The sequence below is a fragment of the Erwinia sp. S38 genome, from assembly GCF_016624545.1.
GTDB lineage: Bacteria > Pseudomonadota > Gammaproteobacteria > Enterobacterales > Enterobacteriaceae > Erwinia > Erwinia coffeiphila.
On the sequence record NZ_JACVTS010000040.1, the window covers coordinates 1 to 24,799 of the forward strand.

The 24,799-nt window shown below is 61.9% G+C and carries 13 protein-coding genes; 7 read left to right on the plus strand and 6 right to left on the minus strand.

Going from position 1 to position 24,799, the window contains the following annotated elements; translation table 11 throughout:
* Window positions 1-465: 465 nt before the first annotated feature.
* Window positions 466-1,740: an enterobactin transporter EntS gene (entS, locus tag IBT46_RS26075; protein ID WP_200548017.1), complete on the minus strand. Its 1,275-nt coding sequence runs from the start codon at window positions 1,738-1,740 to the stop codon at window positions 466-468.
* Between the two features lie 175 nt (window positions 1,741-1,915).
* Here entS and fepD point away from each other — a divergent pair, with 175 nt between their 5' ends.
* Genes fepD through IBT46_RS26090 form a run of 3 tightly spaced genes read left to right on the plus strand, consistent with a single transcriptional unit; the run spans window position 1,916 to window position 4,819 of the window.
* Window positions 1,916-2,950, plus strand: a complete 1,035-nt coding sequence (fepD, locus tag IBT46_RS26080) for a Fe(3+)-siderophore ABC transporter permease (protein WP_200548018.1) — start codon at window positions 1,916-1,918, stop codon at window positions 2,948-2,950.
* Between the two features lie 10 nt (window positions 2,951-2,960).
* Window positions 2,961-3,998, plus strand: a complete 1,038-nt coding sequence (gene fepG / locus IBT46_RS26085) for an iron-enterobactin ABC transporter permease (RefSeq protein WP_200548019.1) — start codon at window positions 2,961-2,963, stop codon at window positions 3,996-3,998.
* On the plus strand, window positions 3,995-4,819 hold the full coding sequence (locus IBT46_RS26090) for an ABC transporter ATP-binding protein (RefSeq protein ID WP_123328892.1): 825 nt from the start codon (window positions 3,995-3,997) through the stop codon (window positions 4,817-4,819). The genes fepG and IBT46_RS26090 overlap by 4 nt, the downstream gene beginning before the upstream one ends.
* Before the next feature lie 77 nt (window positions 4,820-4,896).
* Here the strand turns inward: IBT46_RS26090 and IBT46_RS26095 are convergent, their stop codons facing one another.
* The 5 genes from IBT46_RS26095 to fes form a co-directional block, all read right to left on the minus strand.
* Complete coding sequence (locus tag IBT46_RS26095) at window positions 4,897-5,310, minus strand: type II toxin-antitoxin system HicB family antitoxin (protein ID WP_200548026.1); 414 nt, start codon at window positions 5,308-5,310, stop codon at window positions 4,897-4,899.
* A 38-nt stretch (window positions 5,311-5,348) separates the two neighbouring features.
* Complete coding sequence (locus IBT46_RS26100; RefSeq protein WP_370569539.1) at window positions 5,349-5,579, minus strand: type II toxin-antitoxin system HicA family toxin; 231 nt, start codon at window positions 5,577-5,579, stop codon at window positions 5,349-5,351.
* Between the two features lie 362 nt (window positions 5,580-5,941).
* Window positions 5,942-14,479, minus strand: a complete 8,538-nt coding sequence (locus tag IBT46_RS26105; protein ID WP_200548020.1) for a non-ribosomal peptide synthetase — start codon at window positions 14,477-14,479, stop codon at window positions 5,942-5,944.
* A 58-nt stretch (window positions 14,480-14,537) separates the two neighbouring features.
* On the minus strand, window positions 14,538-14,750 hold the full coding sequence (locus IBT46_RS26110) for an MbtH family protein (protein ID WP_200548021.1): 213 nt from the start codon (window positions 14,748-14,750) through the stop codon (window positions 14,538-14,540).
* A complete protein-coding gene (gene fes / locus IBT46_RS26115) occupies window positions 14,743-16,101 on the minus strand; it encodes an enterochelin esterase (protein ID WP_370569540.1) in 1,359 nt (452 codons plus the stop codon). Before fes ends, IBT46_RS26110 begins: the two co-directional genes overlap by 8 nt.
* A 370-nt stretch (window positions 16,102-16,471) precedes the next feature.
* On the opposite strand from fes, the gene IBT46_RS26120 reads away from it, so the two are divergent.
* From IBT46_RS26120 to IBT46_RS26135, 4 genes are all read left to right on the plus strand, one after another.
* Complete coding sequence (locus IBT46_RS26120; RefSeq protein WP_234480307.1) at window positions 16,472-18,595, plus strand: TonB-dependent siderophore receptor; 2,124 nt, start codon at window positions 16,472-16,474, stop codon at window positions 18,593-18,595.
* A 458-nt stretch (window positions 18,596-19,053) separates the two neighbouring features.
* A complete protein-coding gene (locus tag IBT46_RS26125; RefSeq protein ID WP_200548023.1) occupies window positions 19,054-21,249 on the plus strand; it encodes a TonB-dependent siderophore receptor in 2,196 nt (731 codons plus the stop codon).
* A gap of 146 nt (window positions 21,250-21,395) precedes the next feature.
* Window positions 21,396-22,421, plus strand: a complete 1,026-nt coding sequence (locus IBT46_RS26130) for a C45 family peptidase (protein WP_200548024.1) — start codon at window positions 21,396-21,398, stop codon at window positions 22,419-22,421.
* Window positions 22,422-22,671: 250 nt separating this feature from the next.
* Window positions 22,672-24,690, plus strand: coding sequence for a sigma-54-dependent Fis family transcriptional regulator (locus IBT46_RS26135; protein ID WP_200548025.1), 2,019 nt, complete (start codon window positions 22,672-22,674; stop codon window positions 24,688-24,690).
* The last annotated feature ends 109 nt before the right edge of the window (window positions 24,691-24,799 follow it).

Consider the following 24,799-nt stretch of genomic DNA (forward strand, 5'->3'; position numbering starts at 1 on the left):
CACGCACGCGGGGTTAATCCATCCGGGACCCCTCGAGGGGCGCATCCCTGCGCCCGACGGTCCGTGAACCCGGCCTGCACCGATTGCCCGTTAACTTAGGTGTCGCGGGTGGCGAAAATTCTTCTTTCTGGAAAATGCTGGTTTTCAGGTTCATATATCCACACTTCTTCACTTCTTCACTTCTTCACTTCTTCAAAATATGGGCTGAGGATCATGACTTAGATCCTCAAATCGGCGTTGAAGGTTGGAAATTGCACCAGATTTTAAAACAGCGACTCGAAAGCCTGAAGGGTGAACGTGGTGGGGAAGATAAGCCGGGTATCTGCGGCAGGGAGGCCGCAGCTAAGCCCACACGGACGTGTTAACGGCGTCCCGGCGTTATTCCCCATCGCGGTCGCCCGATCACAGAACCTGAAGCGACACCGATGCATGAATAGAACGGTCCGGGCACCATCTCAATTTGAGTTACTGCTCAGTCAACGGTTCCGACTTCTCGCAGGATTCCGCTTCCTCCGGCCCGCTCAACGAACACCGCCGCAGCGTCTTAACCGACGCCGCCAGCAACAGCGCCACGCCCGCCGCCGCTGCGCCAAACGCAAACACGCTCATCAACGGTGCCAGCACCCGACCCAGCAGGCCCAGACCCAGCGCACCGATCGAATCTCCGCACACGTCCTGCGCCGTCCCCAGACTGTTAACCCGGCCCAGCAGCGCGTCCGGCGTATGATGCTGAATCAGCATATATTGCAGCAGCGAAGCAATCGCATTGCAGTAACCGTAAACCACCAGCGCCAGCAGGGCAGGCAGCATATGGCCGTACAGCCCCAGCGAGGCAATCGCGGCGAAAGCGCAGGTGGCGCTCACCAGCATTACCAGCCCGGGGCGCGCGCTGCGCGGCACCCAGCCGCTGGTCAGTGCGCCGATCATCGCGCCCAGCGGCACCGCCGAATACATCAAACCAATCGCCGAGGCATCCGCCTGGTAGCTCTCCGCCAGCGCCGGGAACAGTACCCGCACCGCGCCGACGATGCTGATCAGCAGGCCCAGCAGCACTACGGAACCCACCACCTTCTGCCGACAGACAAACTGCACGCCGCTGACCAGCGCGCGCAGGGGATGCTCTGGCTCGCTCGGCTCCGGCTTCATCTGCGGCAGGCGCACCAGCGGGATCAGGGTCGCCAGCGTGCCGATGGCCGCCACGGCAAACGCCCAGCCCACGCCACCGGCGACGATAATCACCCCGCCAATCGCCGGGGAGAGAATCGCCCCCAGACGCACGGTGATCATGCTCAACGCCCCGGCTGCGCCGAGGTTTTCGCGTCCCACCAGCAGCGGGATCACCGCCATCAGCGCGGTCATGCCCAGCGCGCCGAAAAATCCGTCCCACGCCGCCAGCACATACAGCGCCCACAGCGAGGGGGCCGGGCTGAAGGCATTCAGGCTCAGCGCCACGAAGCCCAGCCCGCAGGTGCCGCGCGCAAACAAAATCAGCTTACGGCGGTCCAGCCGGTCGGCCAGAATGCCGCCGAGCATTAAGCCAATAAACATGCCCACGCCGTCCAGCGCCACCGCCACGCCCACCAGCAGGGTGGAGCCGGTCATGGCCTGGATCTGAATCGGTACGCCCACCGCCAGCATACCCAGCGAGAAAACGGAGAGCATACGGGCGCAGAAAATGGCGCGGAAGTGAGCGTTGTGCTTGAGCAAACTGAAATCGAGGAGAATAGATGACTTAGCCATAGTGTCCATGAGGTTCGAAATGAGCCATTACCTGATGGGAGGATGGCCTCCGTCCGTTCAGGCGCGATGGATGCCGATTTTTTTCTGGCGGGCAGCATGGTAACATAATTAGTTAATAACATTAATGATAATAATAATCATATTCATTTCGAAAATTAAGAGAGGATTGTCAGGGATGTCGCTCCACCGTTCTCAGCCCGCCACGCCGCCGCAGCCGGTGGATGCGCGCTATGCTGCCCGCCTGAGCGGTGTGGCAATCTGCCTGGCATTGCTGCTGCTGATTTCCCTTGCCAGCCTGATGATTGGCGCGCGATCGATCGCCCCCTCGGTGGTCTGGCAGAGCCTGTTTGGCCAGATGCAGGGGCCGGACAGCACGATTATCTTTAACGCCCGCCTGCCGCGCACCCTCGCCGGGCTGCTGGTCGGGCTGGCGCTCGGCGGAGCGGGCGCGGTGATACAGGCGCTGACCCGCAACCCGCTGGCCGACCCCGGCATCCTCGGCGTGAACTCCGGTGCCAGCTTTGCCATGGCCGTCGGCATTACCCTGTTCGGGGTGAACAGCATGGCGGGCTGGCTGGGCTTTGCCTGGGGCGGCGCGCTGGCGGCCAGCATTGCCGTCTGGCTGATTGGCACCCTGAGCGGTGGCCGGGTGAATCCGATCCGCCTGACACTGGCGGGCGTGGCGCTCAGCGCGGTGCTCGGTGGCTTTACTTCCTCGCTTTCCTTACTGAACCCGCAAACCTTCGACCAGATGCGCTTCTGGCAGGCCGGTACGCTGGACATCCGCGATCTGCATAACCTGGCGGTGGTCGCGCCCGCCATTCTCGGCGGTGCCGCGCTGGCGCTGGTGGCATCGCGTTCGCTGAACAACCTCAGTATGGGGGAAGATCTGGCGGCGGCGCTGGGCACTAAAGTGGTTGCCATTCGCCTGCTGTCGCTGCTGGCGGTGATGCTGCTCTGCGGATCGGCCACCGCGCTGGTCGGCCCGATCGGCTTTGTCGGGCTGATGGTGCCGCACGTGGCCCGATGGTGGGTGGGATCGGACCAGCGCTGGATACTGATTTACTCCTTTTTAATGGCCCCGATCCTGCTGCTGACGGCGGATATTGCGGGCAGACTGATGGTGCAGGGCGAGCTGCGGGTATCGATCGTTACCGCGCTGATTGGTGCCCCGGTGCTGATCTGGCTCGTTCGCCAGCGTAAGAATTAAGGACCGCGATATGCACTCCCGAACGCTACTGATTGGCCGCGCCAGCGGCTGGATAAACCTGCGGCTCAGCGCCCGCGTACTGTGGGTCAATGTGGCGCTGCTGCTGCTGGCGACGGTGCTGGCGCTGTTTGCGCTCTGCTACGGCACGCTGCGGATTTCCCCCGGCCAGGTGTGGCAGGCGCTGCTCGGCGACGGTCCGGCCGGATTCCAGACCGTGGTTAACCAGTGGCGCGCGCCGCGTGTGGTGATGGCGCTGGTGCTCGGTGCCGGGCTGGGCGTCAGCGGTGCCATCTTCCAGTCCGCCATCCGCAACCCGCTCGGCAGCCCGGACGTGGTCGGCTTCAACGCCGGTGCGTTCACCGGTGCGCTGATTGTTATCATTCTGCTTAACGGCAGCTACTACCAGATTGCCTGTGGCGCGCTGCTCGGAGGGATCGCCGCCGCCGCGCTGGTTTATCTGCTGGCCTGGCGGCAGGGGATTGTCGGCTTCCGGCTGATTATCGTCGGTATCGGCATTGGCGCGGTGCTGTCGGCGCTGAACAGCTGGCTGATTATCAGCGCCTCGCTGGAAAGTGCGATGAGCGCCGCCCTGTGGGGAGCCGGTTCGCTCAACGGTATTACCTGGAGTAAAGGCCAGCCCGCGCTGGTGCTGGTGCCGCTGACGATTGTCGCCACGCTGCTGCTGGGCCGCCGCCTGCAGCTGATGGAAATGGGCGACGACAGCGCCCGCGCGCTGGGCATCAACGCCGAATCAAGCCGTCTTTGGCTGATGCTTGGCGGGATTATTCTTACCGCCGTCGCCACCGCGACCGCCGGGCCGATTGCTTTTATCGCACTGGCGGCACCGCAGATTGCCCGCCGCATGACGGCCGCCAGCGCGATGCCGCTGTTTTCCGCCGCGACCACCGGTGCGGTGCTGCTGCTGCTGGCCGATGTTATCGCCCAGCACGCCTTTAACGGGATACAACTGCCGGTCGGTGCCGTTACCGTCAGCATCGGCGGCCTGTATCTGATCTGGCTACTTATCAGGGAATCTCGTCGCTCATGACCGATACGCTTTTATCCTCCCGCCTTGCGGCGGCCGACTTAACGCTGGCCTACGATCAAAAGGTGATTGCCAGCCAGCTCAGCGTGCAGATACCGGATCGCAAATTTACGGTAATTATCGGCCCAAACGCCTGCGGAAAGTCGACCCTGCTGCGGGCGCTGTGCCGCCTGCTGAAGCCGCGCAGCGGTCAGGTGCTGCTCGACGGCAGTGATATCCATCAGATGGGCACCAAAGCGCTGGCGCGGCAGCTGGGCCTGCTGCCGCAGCACGCGATTGTGCCGGAAGGGATCAGCGTAGCCGATCTGGTGGCGCGCGGGCGCTACCCGCATCAGACCCTGCTAAAACAGTGGAGCGAAGCGGACCGTCAGGCGGTGGATGCCGCCATGCAGGCAACCAACGTCAGCGAGCTGGCGCAGCGCAGCGTTGATGAGCTTTCCGGCGGTCAGCGCCAGCGGGTATGGGTGGCGATGGTGCTGGCCCAGCAAACGCCGCTATTACTGCTGGACGAACCGACCACCTGGCTGGATATCGCCCACCAGATTGAGCTGCTGGATCTGTTCCGCCAGCTCAATCAGGAGCACGGCCACACCATGGTTGCGGTGCTGCACGACCTGAACCAGGCCTGCCGCTACGCCGATCATCTGATCGTGATGAAGCAGGGGGAGATTATCGCCCAGGGCGAACCCGCCGAGATTATCAGCAGCGATCTGGTGCAGCAGGTGTTCGGCATGGAGAGCGTGATTATCGACGATCCTGTGTCGCATACGCCGATGATTGTTCCCTGCGGGCGCTATCATCAGGCACGGGTGGCAGGGGAGTAAATCTACTGCGCAGTTAATAGAGGGAATCCCCGGCGGGGTGCCGGGGAGATCGGATTGCTTTTTTCTGCGGGGGACGGTTAGCTGACCCTACGCAGCTCATTGCGTGTAGCCGCTGCAATAAACGCACTTCGGCTGCCGTACTCCGGTGTGTTCATAACCGCCCGATCGATCTGATGCAGTAAACGATGGGGCAGAGTAATGTTAATTCGCTCCGCACGGCCATCGAACTGATCCATGTTGACATTAATCACCGCCCACTGACCGCCGGTATATTCGGCTGCGTTAGCGATAATATGCTCTTGCATCGGTTTAGGAGCGGGGATTTTCAACTCATTTTCTACCAGCGCTTCGAAGTGCGCTCGAATTGCGCTTGCTGCATCCGCATAGGCTTCATCGATATCTTTGCCGGCGAAAATACAGCCGTCAACATCGGGAAACCACCCGCTTGCCGTACCGTCAGTATCAATTTCTATAAATGCCGGGTATAGCATTTTCTGTTCCCATTTATCGTTTGAAATTTTAAACCAAGTCATTCAATCCCCGCTTTTTTCAGTACCTGTCGGACGGTGCCGATTTTCAGGTCTTTATTAGGATGGGGGACAGTGACTAAGTTAGCTGAATCTGGATGTTTAAAGGTGTGATGACTGCCAGTTATCCTTACCCGTGACCATCCATGATCTTTTAACAGTTTTATCAGTTCCGAACTCTTCAAGGCGTTCCACTCGCTCACTGATTTTCTAAAAATACACACCATACACATTATTTACAACATGATTGCGTGCGTTGTGTATTGATTTTCGGCTCAGCTCTCACCTTTCTGCAAAATTTCTGAAAATGGATTGTAGGAAAATGAAGATTGAGTCGCTCTTTCGGCAACATACAACATCATTTAAGCGTCAGGGAATTAGGATAAGAGAACTGCGTAACCTTTCGCAAAATGGAACCACAGTTCCCCGGAATCGTTGAGTTGATGCATACATGACCTACCTTGCTGAACATAGGTAATCTGTCCCCACAAATAAAAAATCCACGCAACCGCGTGGATTTTTCAGGTTTAAATAACTTCAATGAGATTCAAACAAACCTCTTCAAACAAACCTCATTCAGCCTTAAACCAGCCTTTCACCCCAAATTCCTACGCGCAGCAATCACCGAATTCAGCAGTGGACCAAGCTCCACCAGAGACTCCGGCGACAGAATATCCATATGCTCGCAGGGCAGGCGGTGGATCGCCAGCTCGCGCAGGTACGGTGCCCAGCAGGCCGCCACGTCCATGCCTTCCGGCAGCGTTTTGCTGGCGACGAACAGTGTGGCTTCGCCGTCGAACCGATCGCTGGTGGCCGCGGACAGTCGTAGTACCGCATCGCGGTAGTTCGCTACGATGCTGCGGAACATCACCGCTTTCTCCGCCTGTAACAGCGGGTCGCTGTCGTCGATGTTGGCGGCCATAAACTCAGCCTCCTCCCGCGCCACTTCCGCCCGGGTTTCCTCTTCCGACGGCGGCGTCCAGTCCTGGCCTTCCGGCGGGTAGGTATCCAGCAGGCCGAGGAACGCGACCTCTTCGCCCTGCTGTTGCAGGCGCGCCGCCATGCCGTGGGCGAGGGTGCCGCCCAGCGAGTAGCCGAGTAGATGGTACGGCCCCTGCGGCTGCACGCTGCGGATCGTCGCAAGATGGCGCTCGCACATCTCATCAATGCTGTCGCAGTTCGCAATCACTCCGTCCGGGCGCGGCGACTGCAGGCCGACAATCGGGAAGTCGCCGTCGATGTAGCGCATCATCCCCGCATACTGCCAGGCGAAGCCGGAAGCGGGGTGGATGCAGAACAGCGCCGGACCGCTGCCGCTGCGGAACGGCAGGCATTCGCCGTTGGCGCGGCTTTCCGCACCGTCCGCACTGCCGTCGTCCAGCAGTCGCGCCATCTTCTCCACGCTGCGGGCGGCCATAATCTGACCGATCGACAGCGGGCTGCGGGTGCGGCGTTTCAGCTCCGCCGCCAGGCGCATTGCCAGCAGCGAGTGGCCGCCGAGCGCGAAGAAGTCATCATCGGCATGAATTTCATCGCGATCCAGCAGACGGGCGAACAGATCGGCGAGAAGACGCTCGTGCTCCGTTTCCGGCAGCCGTCCGCCGGTTCGTGGGGCCTGCGGCAGCGGCAGGGCCTTGCGGTCCAGCTTGCCGTTGGCGCTGAGCGGGAAGCTATCGGTAAACACATAGCTGACCGGCAGCATATGCGCGGGCAGTCGCTCCGCCAGCTGCTGATGCAGCCGCTCGCTGTCCTGCTGCGCGCCGGGCTCGGCAATCAGCCAGGCCACCAGCTGTCTTGCATCGGCACCGCCGGTGCTCTGTCCGCCAAGCTCGCGCGCGGCAACCACCGCCTGCGCCACGCCAGGCAGGGCCAGCAGTGCCTGCTCGATTTCACCCAGCTCGATGCGCTGGCCGCGGATCTTCAGCTGATCGTCGCTGCGGCCAAGGTATTCCACCGCGCCGTTATCCAGCCAGCGGGCGATATCGCCGGTGCGGTACATGCGTTCACCTGCGGCAAACGGATCGGCGACAAAGCGCTGGGCGGTGAGATCGGCGCGGTGCAGGTAGCCGTCGGCCAGCTGTACGCCACTCAGGTAGAGATCGCCCGCCACGCCCACCGGCACCGGCCGCAGCAGGGTATCGAGGATACGCAGCTCGGTGTTCCATACCGGATAGCCGATCGGTACCCCGGCCCCCTGACAGGCGGCTAGCGCATCGCCGGAAGCCGGATACCAGCTGACATCGACGGCGGCTTCGGTCGGGCCGTACAGATTGTGCAGCGGTGCGGCAACCCGTGACTGATAGTCGTTCGCCAGATCGCAGGAGAGCGCCTCGCCGCTGCAAAATACCCGGCGCAGCGTGCGGCAGTGCGGGGCATCCGTACCGCTTTCCAGCGTCGCGGTCCAGGCGGCCAGCATGGACGGCACGAAGTGCAGGGTGGTGACGCCGTAATCGTTGATTAAGCGGGTCAGCGCGTCCGGGTCGCGATGCGCATCCGGCGGTGCCATCAGCAGCTGCGCCCCGGTCATCAGCGGCCAGAAGAACTCCCACACCGACACGTCAAAGCTGCACGGCGTTTTCTGTAGCACCACGTCATCCGCCGCCAGCGGGTAAGCATCCTGCATCCACCACAGGCGGTTAACGATCGCCTGATGCCCGACCACCACGCCTTTCGGCCGCCCGGTAGAGCCGGAGGTATACAGCACGTAGGCCGGGCTGTCCGCGCGTGCCGCGGGCAGTGAATACTGCGGTTCGGCCTCGTCGGCCAGCCGGTCGAAGGTCAGCAGCGTGCCCAGTGCGGCAAAGCGGGATGCCAGCGCGCTTTCGGTAATGGTTAACGCCGGACGGGCATCTTCCACCATATAGCTCAGGCGATCGTCCGGGTAGCCGGTATCCAGCGGCAGCCAGGCCGCGCCGACCTGCACAATCGCGGTCAGCGCCAGGCTCAGGCGCACCGAGCGCGGGAGCGCCACGGCGACCACATCACCCGGCTTAACGCCTGCCGCAATCAGGCGATCCGCCAGCAGTCGTGCCTGCACATTCATCTGGCGATAAGTCAGACGATGCTCAACGTCCAGCAGCGCCAGCGCGTCCGGCGTGCGGGCAACCTGGCGTGCAATGGCCTGCTGGAGGGTATCGTTGGCAAGCGGATGCGCGGTATCGTTGATCTTCGCTATCAGCGCCTGTTCATCCGGCGTTTGCAGCGCCCAGCGTGCCAGCGGGCGATCCGGCTCGGCGACAAGCTGTTCAATCAGCATCAGCAGGCGATCGGCCAGGCGCTGCGGATGGCTGACCGCATCGCGATACTCCATCAGCAGCTGTAAGCGTTCGCCCGGCAGCACCAGCAGCGTCAGCGGATAGTGGGTGTAGCCCCGGTTGCCAATGGCCTCGCAGCGCAGTCCCTCATGTGGGCGGTGCAGATCGCCGTTATCCGGGTAGTTTTCCACCACCAGCAGGGTATCGAACAGCGTTCCGCTGCCCGCCAGCTGCTGTAGTTCGCCCAGACCGAGATCGTCGTGCTCAATCAGCTGGATCTGCTGCGCCTGATGGTCGGCCAGCTGGGCCAGCAGCGGGCGCTGCGCGTCGAATTGCATGCGTACCGGCAGGGTGTTGCTGAACAGGCCGACGTGCTGCTGCTGGCCTTCAATCTGACCAAAGCGGCCGGAGACCGGGGAGCCAAACACCACGTCCTGATGCCCGCTTTCAATAGCCAGCAGCATGCCCCAGATCCCCTGCATCACGCTGTTCAGCGTCAGGCCGCGCTGGCGGCACAGCGCCAGCAGGTTCTGTTCCAGTTCGGGCTTCAGCAGCAGCCGCCGCTCGTGTACCTCGCCCGCAGGGGCGTCAGCGCCGAACAGCAGGGTGGGGCGTACGTCCTGTAAAACCGACTGCCAGATCTGGCGCGATGCGTCGGCATCCCGCGCGGCCAGCTGCCGGACGATGTCGGCATAGCTGGCCCGGTGCGGCGTCAGCGCCTGCGGCCCGTGATACAGCGCGGTCAGCAGATCGGTCAGAATCACCGGCGTGGACCAGCCGTCCACCACCAGGTGATGCGCGTTCAGCAGCAGGGTGGATCGCGGCGTATCGCCGTGGCGCACCAGCACCGCGTGCAGCATGGCGGGCTGGCTGAACAGATCGCGCGCCAGCTCGATTTTCTCCAGCGCCAGCAGCGCGGCGTCTTCCTCTTCCGGCGTCATCTCCGGCAGCTGCTGGCTGTCCAGCTGCCAGCAGCCCTGCTGCGGTTCAATCACCGGGATCAGCTGTAGCGGTTGAAGGGCCAGCTCGCTGTCGAAGCGCGCCGCCAGCTGCGGATGATGGCGCACCACGGCGTTCAGCGCCGCGCGCAGGCGATCTTCATCCAGCGGGCCGCTGAAGGTCAGCCGGGTCAGCGAGTTGTAGCTGCCGCTGTTACCGGCGGTCTGGGCGTGGAACAGCAGCCCTTTTTGCAGCGGCAGCAGCGGCAGGATCGCCGCCAGCGGGCCGTGTCGTTTTGCCAGCGCCAGCACATCCGGCTGGTCGACGCCGTCCAGCGCCACTTCGGCCGCCACCAGCGTATCGGCTGCCTGCTGCGGATAGCGGCTGGCAAAGCGGCCCAGCGCATCGGCGGCATCGGCGATGGCGCGGTGCAGGGCGTCGATATCCTGCTCGCTGAAGACCTCGCGCAGCCAGCCCCAGTTGATCGCCAGCTGCGGTTCGGCAGACTGCTCATCAACGAAGATATTGACCTCCAGCGCGTGAAGCTGCGGCATCTGCGGGTCCTGCCAGACGGCAAAGGCGTCGCGGAAGCGCTGGCGGGTGCGCTGCGGGGTCCACAGCGCGCTGCCGCTGCTGAAGCGGCCAAGATAGTTAAACAGCACTTCCGGCGCGTGCCGCTGTGCCCGTTCACGCAGCTGCGGGCCATAATCGTCGCTCAGCCAGCACAGCTGCCCGAAGCCGATACCGCGATCCTTCACTGCACGCATTACGCTTTTCACCGAGCGAACGGCATCGCGCAAATTGCCGGTGTCGCCTTCGTTCAGCGAGATCAGCAGCGGATATTCGGCGGTCAGCCAGCCGACGGTGCGGGCCAGATCGCTGTCGCCTTCCAGCTCCGCGCGGCCGTGCGATTCCAGCGTGTAGCGCAGCTCGCTGGCCTCAAAGCAGCCAATCAGCGCCAGCGACAGCGCGGAGAGCAGCATCTCTTCGGTGCTGGCGCGATACTGCTGCGGCAGCGTGGTCAGCAGCGCCCGCGTCTGGCTGGCACTGAGCAGGGTGCGTTTCTCCTTCAGCTCGCCGTGGCGATCGCGGGCGGTCAGCGCGCGCTGGCCGAGCAGCGGCACCGGCGATTGCAGCATGCTCTGCCAGAACGGCAGTTCGGCGGCGCGTGCCGGGGTGGTGCTCTTCAGAACGGCGGACCAGTCGTGCAGCGAGGTCTCTTCCGCTGTCAGCTGCGGTTGCTGACCGGCCATTACCGCCTCAGCGGCCTGGCGCAGCTCGTCGAGCAGTACGCGCCACGACACGCCATCGACCACCAGGTGGTGGATCACCAGCACCAGCCCGAAGGTCTGCTGATGATGCTGTAGCAGCACGGCCTGCATCATCACGCCGCTGGCCGGATCGAGGCGCTGAACGGCATCGGCATAGGCATCTTCCGCGCAGGCTTCCACCGCCTGATAGATCGGCGCGGTCTGCACCCAGCCGCTGGAACCGGCGGGCTGCGGTTCACCGACCACCAGCTTTTCGTCGCGGGTAAAGGCAGCGAGCGCGGGATGCGCCCCGGCCAGCGCACGCAGCGCCTGCTCCAGCTGCTGCGGCTGAAGCTCCGCAGGCACCTGTAGCCACACGCCGTGGGCAAAGCGCTGATTGATGCCGCCGTGCGCGGCAAAGGTGTGCAGGATCGGCAGGCCGTCAATCACGCCCTGCTGCGCCACGCGCTGCGCTTTCACCACGGTCGACAGCGGCTCCATGCTGTGCGCCATGCGGGCGGCGGTGCGCTGGGCGAAGATATCGCGCGGGCGCAGCAGATATCCGGCACGGCGCGCGGCGGTGCTCAGCCCCATCGCGGAAATACTGTCGCCGCCGAGCGAGAAGAAATCATCATCGGCCCCGGTGCGCTCCATCCCCAGCAGTTCAGCCACGGCCTGGCAGATCAGCGTTTCCTGTTCGGTCTGCGGCTCACGACCCGGTTTAAACACCGCCTGCTGCGGGGCAGGCAGCGCCTGGCGGTCGATCTTCCCGTTAACGTTGAGCGGCAGGTCGGCCATCACCACCAGCACCGCCGGGACCATATAGTCCGGCAGCGTTACCGCCAGCTGTGCCAGCAGGTGCGCGGAGAGATTTTCATCGGCGCGCAGACTGTCGTCCTGTACCGAGCAGTAGCCGATCAGGCGATGGGTGGCCCCGATAGGCTGGGCGATCACCACGGCGGTGCTGACTTCGGCCAGCGCCACCAGCGCGTTTTCTACTTCGCCCAGCTCCACGCGGAAGCCGCGCACCTTGATCTGGTGATCGACGCGGCCAATAAACGCCAGCTGGCCGTCGCTGCGCCAGCGCATCAGATCGCCGCTGCGGTACATCACCTCGCCGTCGAGGAACGGGTTAGCCACGAAGCGGGCGGCGGTCAGATCCGGGCGGCGCAGGTAGCCACGGGCGATGCCGGTGCCGGAAATGTACAGCTCGCCCACGCTGCCGACCGGCACCTGGCGCAGCTGGTTATCCAGTAGCCAGACGCGGGTATTGCCTACCGGGCGGCCAATCACCGGCTGACCGGAGGCCATCACGCTGGCACCCAGCGTATCAATGGTGTATTCGGAGGGGCCGTAGTAGTTGTGGATCTCGACTTCCGGGTGCTGCTGCATCAGTTTCCACAGCGTTGGGGTAGCCGCCTCACCGCCGATCATCACAAACGCCGGGCGATGGCTTTCCGGCTCAAACAGCCCGCTGTCGATCATCTGGCTGAAGAAGGACGGGGTGATATCCAGCAGATCCACCGGCACCTGCTTCATTTTTTCCAGCAGCGCCCAGGCATCGCGGCGCAGCTCTTCGTCGAAGATCGCCAGCTCGCAGCCCATGATCATGCAGAAAACCGGCTCCCACGAGGAGTCAAACGAGAACGAAGCGGTGTGCCCGGCGCGCATGCGGCGCGGCTGGGTGCGGTGGAACTTGTCGATCGCCGGGCCAAACAGGTTGCTCTGGTGTGACAGGAACAGGTTGAGCAGCCCCTGATGGGTGCTCATCACCCCTTTTGGCCGCCCGGTGGATCCTGAGGTGTAAATCATATAGGCCAGATGCTCGCCGCGCTGGGCTTCACGGCGTTCGTCGTCGCGGACCGCCTCGCCCGGTTGCGCTGCGCAGGCCGCCAGCAGATCGATATCGTCGATGCAGAGGTGGGGCAGCGGCGGCATCTGCGCCAGGGTGCCGGTGTGGGTTAACAGCAGCTTCGGTTGGGCATCGTCGCACATCAGCGTCAGGCGGTCGCGCGGATAGTCGAGGTCCAGCGGCATATAGGCCGCGCCGCTGGCCAGCACGCCGAAGATCGCCACCAGCGAGTCAACGGAGCGAGGAATGCCGATCGCCACCACGTCTTCCGCCCCCAGGCCGCGGGCAATCAGCTCGCGCGCCAGCTGCATGGCGCGGGCGGAGAGTTCACCGTAGGTCAGGCTGACCGCGCCGCAGGTGACGGCAACCGCATCGGGCTGCTGCGCCACGCGTTTTTGCAGCATCGCGAGGATCGACACTTCGCCGGGCTGCGGCGCAACGCGGATGCCGCGTGACCAGCCGTCAATCTGCTGCTGCTCGCGCTCACCGATAAGCGACAGCGCGGCCAGCGGCAACGCGGGGTTTTCAGCCAGCTGGCGGGCAACGTGGGCGATACGCTCGGCATGCCATTGCAGCATCTGGCGGTCATATTTCTCCGCGCTGGCGACCAGCGTCAGCTGCAGTTCGCCCTGCTGGAAGCCGACTTCCAATTCGATATCGTCCACCGGCCCCATTGCCAGCGTGTGGCTGACGGCCGCAATGCCGTCAAAGCTCAGCGAATCGTGATACACCTTCAGGTTGATCACCGGGCCGTACAGCGGCTTGCTGCTGCCCACCAGGCCCAGATCGCGGCGCAGCTGCTCGGCTTCATAGCGCTGGTGGCGGCGAACCTGTTTAATTTCCCCCTGCATAGCGAGGCTGACATCCGCCAGCGTCATCTCCGGCCGCAGATTCAGCAGCAGCGGCAGCACGTTGACCACCGGCCCGGTGGCGGCAAGGGCGGCAGAGCCCATGCGGCGCATAAACGGGAAGCCAACGCTGAGGTGATATTCCCCGCTGATGCGCGCCAGCCAGCTGACCAGCAGCGCACTGGTCAGCTCGGCGGGCGTCAGGCTGGCGGTCTGCGGTTGCTGACTGAAGGCGGTAAACAGGTCGGCGGGTAGGGTGACCGGCTGTTTCAGCGGGCCGGAAGCGTCGGCACCGCTGAACGACTCGTTTGACAGGGTTATCGCCGCCGGGAAATCGGCGCAGTGCTGCTGCCAGAACAGCGCCGAGCGCTCATACGCCGGAGAGTGCGGGTAGTCGAGGTATTCGGCGACCACCTCGCCGAAGGGAATAAACGGCGAGGCCGCAGGCGTTTCCTGTGCCCGCAGCGCGCGGTAAATCTCGGCCACGCGCCGTGTGAGCGCCTCAAAGCTGAACCCGTCCACCAGCAGATGGTGATAGCGCTGATACCACAGCCAGCCGCCGTCTCCGATGCGCATCATCACCTGCCGGTACAGCGGACGCTCGCCGTCGGCGGCGAGGTCAGCGGCCAGATCGTCCTGCATCAGCGCCTGCGCCGCCTGGCGCGGATCGGCGTGCTGGCTGAAGTCTACCCACTCAACCGGCTGCACCTGCTGCGCGGTACTGCGCAGTGGCAGGGTTTGCACCGGCGTGCCGTCCGCCGCCAGGCCAAAACGGGCCTGCACGGTATCGGCCTCTGCCATCGTCTGGCGGATGGCGCGATCCAGCGCGTGGCGATCGATCTCACCATGCAGTTCACTGTAGTGCGCGACGGTGAAGGTGTTGCTGCGGTGGGCGATCTGGTCGGCAATCCAGATCCCCGGCTGCGCGGCGACCAGCGGATAATCGGCAAAGTCTGCCAGTACTACGGGGGCAATATGAGTCTCGGACACGGTGACGATTCCTGTCAGCAAAACAAAAAAAAGGGTGGAACGCGGCGTGCAGGCCCGATCAGCCTGCCTGTTTCAGCGCCGCCGGGCGCATATCCTGCCAGTGCGCTTCGATATAGCTGATGCAGTCGGCGCGGCTGTCCGGCCCGGTCACGGTCTGCCAGCCGGGCGGCACGTCGGCAAAGGCGGGCCACAGGCTGTACTGCTGCTGCGCATTCAGCAGCACCAGAAAACTCAGGCTTTCATCGTCAAACGGGTTCTGTTGTTCAGTCATGGTGGGTTCCTGTTTCTGCAGGGTGTTGAGGATCGGCGAAATCGGCCAGCAGCCAGCGCAGGCCGTCAATCAGCCCGCCGCGCCAGCACAGCGAATCGTGGCCGCCGGAGAATATGCGGAAGAAGGTTTTGTGCCCGGCGGCAACCAGCGCTTCGTGCATCTGCTCGCTGAGCGGGGCCATATCGCCTTCGCGGTTGCCGGCTTCCATAAAGATGGTCAGTCGACTGGCGGGAAGATCGCGCTGAATCAGCTGCGCGGTCAGCCAGCCCATTTCACGCTGCTTCAGCTCGCCAAAGTTGCGGATCAGCTGCATATTCGGCCACCAGAACGATCCGGACTGGCTGAGCACGCGGCCAAAGCGGTGCGGGCGGTGCAGCCCGGCATAGGTCGCCGCCAGCCCGCCGTAGCTCTGGCCGGTGACCACGGTGCGATCGGCCTCTTCGCTGAACGGCGTTCGGCCGCGCGCCAGCGGCAGCAGTTCTTCTTCTACTGCCTGCCAGAAGGCGGGGTTGCACGGCAGCTCTTTCTCGCGCCATTCCATATTAATGACGTCAATAAACAGCCAGGCCGCCGCCGGGAAATGATTGCTCTCGGTTTCGCTGTCCAGCGCGCTGAACAGCGGGCTGCCTTCCGCCCAGTTCTGGCCGTCGAGGACGATCACCAGCGGGCGGGTTTCCGGCGTGGCGGTCTGCCCGGTGGTGTAAAGCCAGATGCGGCGTTCATTGCCCAGCAGATCGCTTTGCCAGGTGAACTGTTGCAGGCGACCGGCGTCCGCCAGCGGCGTATGGCCGGAGTCCAGCAGATGCCATGAAGACTGATCCGGCGCACCCGGCATATGGGCGGCGGAGAGGGGATGATGGCGGCTGTTAAAGTGCGGTGCGCTGTGGTTCAGCGGATCGGAAATGGCAAAGGGGAACAGCGATATCCACCACTCGCGCTGCTGGCGGGCGCGGGTTTCCGCATCGCTACTGAACGCGGGAGGCAGCTGCGCGGCACCCACCGGGATCAGGCTGTAGCTGCCGCGCCACTGCGGATCGATCTCGGTTGACCAGTGCCAGACATCGGTGCCCGGCACGCGATGCAGGCTCTGCGGCTGCGGGCTGTGGTGGTCGGTGACGCAGTTAATATCGGCATATACCTGACGCACCGGAGACTGCGATTCATCACCGGCGGGATCGCGCCAGAAGTAGCTCATTTTGACCCGCTCAGCGGAATACGCTTCCACCAGCGGCGTACCGATATGCGCCAGCTCCTGCCACCAGGCCTCTTCGCCAACGTTTTCCATTGCTAGCAATGCTGCTGCACTTCCGTACGGCTGGCGTGAGGGGCGTGGCCACATCTTTTTCGTCACGGATGTTTTCCTTTGGTTACATTATGTTACTTAAAGTTCATCTTTCTAAGTACGCTTAGATTAAACAACGCTAATGCAAATATTATTGAGAACAATTTGCATTTGCAATAATATGCCGCCCAACTTTCCAGGGGATGACGGTAAGTTACGTAGAGATAACGGTTTTCTCCTGGAAGGAGTGTGGAAAAGTACCGTCAGTCGCAGTGGCAAACGGGCTTTCTTTCTTCGTCGCGCTTATCAATTTTGCTGACAGCCGCGGCTTTATGGGGATTCCCCTGAAAAGTTGTTCCGGACGAGAGAACTGAACATGTTTAAAAAGATTATAAAGCAGGCAGGACCAGGCCTGGCAATACACTCTGAAAAACCTTCCATGCGTATTTTACTGGCTTCTTCTCTGTTAATGCTGCCGCTGGCCCATGCCGCCGCAGAGGACACCATTACGGTGACCGCAGAGAACCGTGAAAGCGTCACATCCCCCCTGAAAGGCGTAGTGGCGAAAGAGAGCGCCGCCGGGACCAAAACCGGCACGCCTTTGCGTAAAACGCCGCAATCGATTTCTGTGGTCACCCGCGAGCAGATGGACGACCAGGCGTTTGAGTCGGTGGCCGATGCGCTGAGCTACACCAGCGGCGTGGTGACTAACTATCGCGGTAACTCTAACCGCAACGACGAAGTGATCAGCCGCGGCTTCCGCTATGCGCCGAAGCTGCTGGACGGGCTGCACTCCGGCCTTTCCAGCTCCAGCGGTGGAGCAGGGCAGATCGACCCGTGGCTGTTAGAGCGCGTTGAGATGGTCCACGGCCCGGCGGGCGTGCTGTACGGCCAGGTCAGCCCAGGCGGCCTGCTGATGATGACCAGCAAGCGCCCGACGGCGGAAAGCATTCACGAAGTGAAGCTCAGCACCGGTAACCATCACCTGGGCGAAGCGGCATTTGATTTCGGCGGTAAGCTGAACGATGACAACACGCTGTTCTACCGCCTGAACGGCATCGCCAGCACCAAAAATGAAACGGTGAAGCACAATAAACAGCAGCGCTGGGCGATTGCACCGGCGATCACCTGGCTGCCGAATGCCGATACCAGCTTCACCCTGCTGACCAGCTACCAGAACGATCCAAAGGCCGGGTCGCGCAACTTCCTGCCGATGGCGGGGACGCTGAAAAATACGAGCGTCGGCTACCTGCCGTATGATTTCAACATCAACGATCAGAGCTTCTACGGCAACAAGCGTGAGCAGGCCTCCATTGGTTACGAGCTGGATCACAACTTCAACGAAGCGCTCTCCTTCCAGCAGAACCTGCGCTATACCCACCGCGATGAAGACTATAAATATATGGTCTACACCACCAGTTCCAGCGTCAACGACCACACCATCAATCGTCGTCCGCAGCAGGAAACGGCGATGACCAACGAGTTCGGCGTGGATAACCACCTGAAAGGTGTGTTCGATACCGGCGAAATCAGCCATACCGTGCTCGGCGGCCTGGATTACCGCTGGAGCCGCGTGGCCAGCACGCTGTCGCGCCATACGTCTGATAAGTACCAGCTTGACTGGGCCAACCCGACCAGCGTTGAGGTGAACAGCGCCGATATTGCGCTGACCACCAGCAGCGTTAAGCAACTGCACCAGGTTGGGCTGTACCTGCAGGACCAGCTGGAGTGGGATAACTGGAACCTGGTGCTGTCCGGCCGTAACGACTGGTCGCAGACCCGCACCATCAACCGCATCAGCGGATCGGACGTCACCCAGAACGACAGTAAGCTGACCGGCCGCGCGGGCCTGCTGTACGCCTTTGATAACGGCCTGTCGCCGTATATCAGCTACAGCACCTCGTTTGAACCGAACCTGAGCACCGGCGCGCCGGGGACCGATCCGTTTAAGCCGACCACCGGCGAACAGACGGAAGTCGGGCTGAAGTTCCAGCCGGTCGGCAGCGATACGGTGATGACCGTTTCCTGGTTCGACATCAATCAGAAGAACATCACCTCCTATAACAGCACCACCGGCTACAACGAGCAGATCGGTAAGGTGAATTCGCAGGGTGTGGAAACGGAAATTCACGCGCAGCCGATCCCGGAAGTGAAGCTGATTGCCGCCTATACCTACACCGATGCGGTGACCAAAGAAACCTATACCGCTTCGCAGCTGGGCCATACGCCGGCCAGTATTCCGCGCCACGCGGCATCGGCCTGGGGCAGCTACAGCTTCCTGAACGGTCCGCTGAGCGGCTTCACCGTCGGTGCGGGCGTGCGTTACGTGGGTGATGCACCTGCGGACTCAACCGGCACCGACGAAGTACCGCACTACACCCTGTACGATGCGATGGTGAAGTACGAGCTGGGCCACGCCGTTTCTTCGCTGGAAGGCACCACCGTACAGCTGAACGTGCAGAACCTGACCGACGAACGCTATGTTGCCTCGTGCAGCAATACCGAAGCCTGCTTCTACGGTACAGACCGTACCGTGGTGGCCTCGGTGAACTACCGCTGGTAAGCACACCACGCAGTCGCTCCGCTAATGTGCCGGACACATTTCCGTCAACGTTTCCGGCCAGTTTTCCGCGAAATGTCCGGGAAATATCCGGCGGACGCTCAGCCTTGCTGAGCCTTCGCCAGCGGACTCTTTAATCATCCCTTTGCCACCCATTCGGGTGGCATTTTTTTTACTGCCGGATTTATTTTTGATCGTTTCCTGCGCGATTTGGCCATAATTGCTGCAAATGATAATGGCATTGAGAATTATTTCCATTTGCAATAATATGCACCTCAGCTTTTGCATGGAAATCGCTAACTCGATATGCAGTAAGGTTTTCGTGCCATCGCCATAACAAGAACCACAGCCGAATACGGCTGATGAGATCTGTGATAGCGGTCGGGATACTTTTTTTAACGATAAGTTCCTGGCCGGACTGGTGTTTTTTTGGCAAGCAGTTCCTGAATGGATGAAGAGATATGTTCAGTACCGTAAAAAAACAAGCAAGACCAGGCTTTGCAGTACGTTCCGATAAACACACAATGCGTTTTTTACTCGCCTCCAGCCTGCTGGTGGTGCCGATGGCCCACGCCGCGACCGCCGCGGAAAATACGCTGACCGTGACGGCCCAGGCTCAGGAGAGCGTAACGGCGCCATTAAAAGGCGTGGTGGCAAAAGAGAGCACCGCCGGAACCAAAACCGATACCCCGCTGCGCAAAACTCCGCAGTCAATCTCAGTCGTCACCCGCGATCAGATGGACCAGCAGGAACCGGCCTCGGTTGCTGATGCGTTGGCCTACACCAGCGGTGTGGTAACGACCTACCGCGGTAACTCCAACCGTAATGACGAAGTGATCAGCCGTGGCTTCCGCTACGCGCCGAAGCTGCTGGACGGTCTGCACTTCGGGCTTTCCAGCCAGAACGGCGGAGCGGGGCAGTTTGACCCGTGGCTGCTGGAGCGCGTGGAGATGGTTCACGGACCGGCAGGCGTGCTGTACGGCCAGGTCAGCCCCGGCGGCGTGGTGGTGATGACCAGCAAGCGCCCGACCGCGCAGGAGATCCGCGAAGTTAAGTTGAGCAGCGGTAACCGCCACCTGGCGGAAGCGGCGTTTGACTTCGGCGGCAAGCTGAACGACGACAACACGCTGTTCTATCGTCTGAACGGCATCGGCAGCACCAAACACGAATTCGTGAAGGACAATAAGCAGGAGCGCGTGGCCATTGCCCCGGCGCTGACCTGGCTGCCAAACGAAGACACCAGCTTCACGCTGTTAACCAGCTACCAGAACGATCCGAAAGCCGGTTCGCGTAACTTCCTGCCGCGCGCGGGTACGCTGTACTCCACCAGCGTTGGCTACGTGCCTTACGACTTCAACGTCAGCGAATCGAACTACGATAAGTCGAAGCGCGAACAGGCCTCCATCGGCTATAACCTCGACCATAACTTCAACGATGCGGTGTCGTTCACCCAGAATCTGCGCTTCACCCACCGTGATGAAGATTACAAGTATCTGGTGTACAACGTCGTTGCCCCGGCGAACGACCATACTCTGACTCGCATGGCGCAGCACGAATCGCAGCTGACCAACGAATTCGGCGTGGATAACCAGCTGAAAGGCGTGTTCGATACCGGCGCGGTGAAACATACCGTACTGGGCGGGCTGGACTACCGCTACAGCCATATCAATTCGAAGATGTATCGCGACCGCAACAGCGACTACCCGATCGACTGGGCGAACCCGAGCCATACCGATATTGATGCCAGCAAGCTGTCGCTGGTCTCCAGCGATCAGAAAACCCTGAACCAGGTGGGCGTTTACGTACAGGACCAGCTGGAGTGGAACGACTGGAACCTGCTGCTTTCCGGCCGCCACGACTGGTCGCAGGTCAATACGCGCGACAACACCTCCGGCGGCTCTGAAGTCAGCTACAATGACAATCAGTTCACCGGGCGCGCGGGCCTGCTGTACGCCTTCGACAACGGTATTTCCCCGTACGTCAGCTACAGCACCTCGTTTGAACCGACGCTGTATCAGGGCGAACCGGGCAGCCCGGCGATGAAGCCAACCACCGGCAAACAGACCGAAGTCGGTGTGAAGTATCAGATCCCGGACAGCAATACCCTGCTGACGCTTTCCTGGTTCGATATCACCCAGAAGAACGTGGCCTCGTTTAACCGCACCACCTTCTTCTACGATCAGATAGGTAAAGTGAAGTCTCAGGGCGTGGAAGCGGAAGTTCACGCGCAGCCAACGCCGGAAATTGCGCTGACTGCGGCGTACTCCTACACCGATGTGGAAACGAAAGACTCGCCAACCGCCGCTGAAATCGGCCACAGCCCGGCGGCGATCCCGCGCCATGCGGCGTCTGCCTGGGGCACCTACAGCTTCCAGCAGGGCGTGCTGAATGGCTTTACCGTGGGCACCGGCGTGCGCTACATCGGTACCGCGCCGGGTGATGCGACCGGGGAATACTATGTTCCGCACTACACGCTGTACGATGCAATGATGAAATATGACCTCGGTCAGGCAACGTCATCCCTGCGTGGTACTACCCTGCAGCTGAATGTGCAGAACCTCAGCGATAAGAAATACGTTTCCTCATGCAGCGGCGAAGATGCCTGCTTCTACGGCGTGGGTCGTACGATTATCGCCTCGGTTGACTACCGCTGGTAAACCGCTGCCCTGAAGCATAAGGGCCGCTGTACGGCACGTTCGAGCCGCTGTCTGTGTTGCAGACAGCGGCTTTTTTATTGCGAGTGCGGTTGGTATGCTCAGCCGAATTCAGTAGATTGACGTATCACTCAATAAAAGAAAACGGCATGAAACATATCACCCTTAGCGGCGACAACTATCAGATTGGCTATCGGCTTGGCGAGCTGGGCAGCGATGCTTACCTGCGCGAAGTGCGTGCCACCGCGCTGTGGAGCCACACCAGCGCGTTGAAAAACAGCGATCGAGTGCAGGCCATGCAGCAGCTGGTGCAGCAGCGTTTTCCTCTGCTGTGGCAGGAACTCCGCGGCCTGGCGGACGGCTTGCAGGCACCGTTTGATGAGGTGTTTGCCTGGAACTGTCGCGGCGACCTGCTGCCGTCAACCTCCGACGGCTGCACCACCGTAACCGGTTTTACCTACGCGGGCGAAGCGCTGATTGCGCACAACGAAGACGGTTTCCCGCAGCTGCGGGAACACTGCGGTATCGTCACCGTTCGGCCGCAACAGGGGCTGGCGTTTACCAGCTTTTTCTATCCCGGTTCAATCTGCGGGCATACCGTGGCGGTTAACGAGCGCGGGCTGGTCAATACGGTAAACAATATTCGCGCATCGGAACGCCCGCTGGGGTTACCACGGCAGATCCTGGCGCGTGCGGCGCTGGATGCGGCCACGATCGATGAAGCAGTCACGATCCTCACTTCGCAGCCGCGCGGCGGGGCGTTCCATCACAGCCTGGCGCAGTGCGGCGATGCGCGCATTGTCAGCGTGGAGGCTACCGGCACGGCGCAGCATGTGCAGATCAACCCTCGTCGCTACGGCCATGCGAACCATCTGATCCACCCGGACATGTCAGCGGTGGCACAGACTATTACAGGCAGCTCCGACAGTCGACAGCAGCGCCTGCAGCAGTGGCTGACAGAAAGCGAAGAGCAGCCGTTAAACCCGGCCCAGGCCCTGAGCATCCTCAATGACAACCAGCACGCTGACCTGCCGATCCTGCGGCTGGACCCGGCCGATCCGGATGAAGAAAACACCCTGGCGACGGCGATTTTCGTTATCGGCGCAAGTCAGGTGAACTGGACGCTGTTTACCGACGATCGCCAGCACGCCTGTCTCTCCGGTCAGCAGCCGTGAAGTCAGCACAGAACCCGTATCAGCTCTCTTTTTGAGCAAATAAATCGGCTGCGTTTTGCGGCCGATCACAGATTGCCGCCTGATGCGGTGAAAAACTCTCCCCGGACATTAATCTGATAAAAAATCACTGCTTATCCGTGACGGTTGGCCCGCCCCCGGGCCTGCATCGCCGCTGCAATTCAGTGTATGATATCGGTCGCTTCAGCAGCGGTTATCCCCGGCCGTCTGTGCCGCTACAGGAGAAACATCCGTGAATCAGAGCCAGCGCGAACATATTGCCACGGTGATGGCCAGTATCAGCAACAGCGCAACGTCGTTGCCTGCCAGGCCGCACGACAGGGCGATCCGCGACTCCTGGCAGCGCTGCGTGGAACATCACGGGCTCGATCCCAGCCGTATGCAGGAGGCGCGTATTCTTCCGTGGCACGAGCTGCGGGAATATCGTCAGGAAATGGAAGAGTTTCGCCATATCGCCCACCACGGCCTGACGGTGCTGTATAAGCAGATTGCCGCTGCGGGATACGTGCTGCTGCTGACCGACGCGCGCGGCGTTACCGTCGATTATCTGGGGGATGCCGATGCGGAAATCAGCCTGCGGCGGGCGGGCCTGTTCCTCGGTGCGCAGTGGACCGAAGCCTGTGCCGGAACCTGCGCCGTCGGCACCGCGCTGGCGACCGGCAAGGCGCTGACCGTGCATCAGGCTGACCATTTTGATGCCACCCATATTCCGCTGACCTGCACCGCCGTACCGCTGTTCGATCCGCAGGGACAGTTGAACGCGATCCTCGATATTTCGGCGCTCAGCTCGCCGCAGCCTAAATCCAGCCAGCAGCTGGCACTGCAAATCGCCAAGCTTTACGCCCATCAGATCGAGAATGCCTGGTTTGAACATCGCCACCGCAACGACTGGGTGCTGAAGCTCAGCCCGGCGTCGCCGTTTGTCGAGGTCAGCCCGGATTTCCTGATTGCGTTCGATGCCTGCGGCAATGTGGTGGGGCATAACCATCGCGCCCAGCGCATGCTGGAAAAAGAGCTGGGAATAGACGCACCGCCGCCGCACAGCAAGAGTACGCTGCTGGGGATGCCGATCGAGCAGCTGTTTAACACCTCGATTGACAGCCTGCCGGACTGGCTGGCCAGTGCCAACGGGCGGCAGGGCACGCTGGAGCGCGCGCGCAGTGGTGAAAAGCTGTTTGTCACCGCCGTGCAGCCCACCCGCTGCCCGCCGCGCCGCCCGAGCAACCCGGATGCGATACCCGCTCCGCTGGCGGCTCTCAACGGCGGTGATGCTGTGCTGCAACAGCAGTTACAGCGCGCCTCGCGGTTGCTACAGGCCTCGTTGCATCTGGTGATCCACGGGGAAACCGGCAGTGGCAAAGAGTACTTCGCCCGCGCGTTTCATCAGGCCAGCGACCGCCGCGAGCGGCCGTTTGTGGCGGTGAACTGTGCGGCTATTCCGCCAACGCTGATTGAAAGCGAACTGTTTGGTCATCTGCCTGGCAGCTTCTCCGGCGCGGGCAGCAAGGGGCGGCGCGGTCTGATTCAGGAGGCCGACGGCGGTACGCTGTTCCTGGATGAAATCGGTGATATGCCGCTGGAGATGCAGACCCGCCTGCTGCGGGTGCTGGCCGAGCAGGAGGTGCTGCCGGTGGGCGCAACCCGGCCGGTGCCGGTGGATGTGCGGGTGATCTCGGCTTCGCATCACGCGCTGGATCGGCTGGTGGCCGAGGGGCGTTTCCGTACCGATCTGTTTTACCGCTTACAGGGGGCGCGCATCACTCTGCCGCCGCTGCGCCAGCGTAGCGATCTCGACTGGCTGATTGATAAGCTGCTGGCGGGAAGGGTAGAGATGAGCGCGGCTGCACGCCGGCGTCTGCATTCGCATAGCTGGCCCGGCAATTTACGCGAGCTGAATAACGCGCTGGATTATGCCGCAGCGGTGTGCGACGGCGGTCGTATTGAGGTCGGGGATTTGCCGGAGGGGCTGACAACCGCTGCAGCATCATTGCAGGTGGTGGCGGGGTTGTCTCAATCTTCTGGTGATATCGATATTGAATCTTTGTCGCATTCTGCCGTTGTGCCATTAGCGCCGACGCAGGCCGCTTTTGCCGATGCGGCTTTACCGCCTGAAGCGCAGTTGCTGGTGCAGTATTTGCGTGCGGCGCGCTGGAATCATAGTGCGGTGGCTCGGCAGATGGGGATCAGTCGTATGACGCTTTATCGCCGGATGCAGCGGTTTGGGATTCAGTCGCCGGTGAATGAGGGGTGAGATCATGCTTGCTGATGTGCTGACCAGTTGCCCAGTTGCCCTGGTGCCTGCGCTGACGGAGCCTGTAAATAATTCTGTGTAACTGCCCACAGTTAAAGATGGCCGTTCA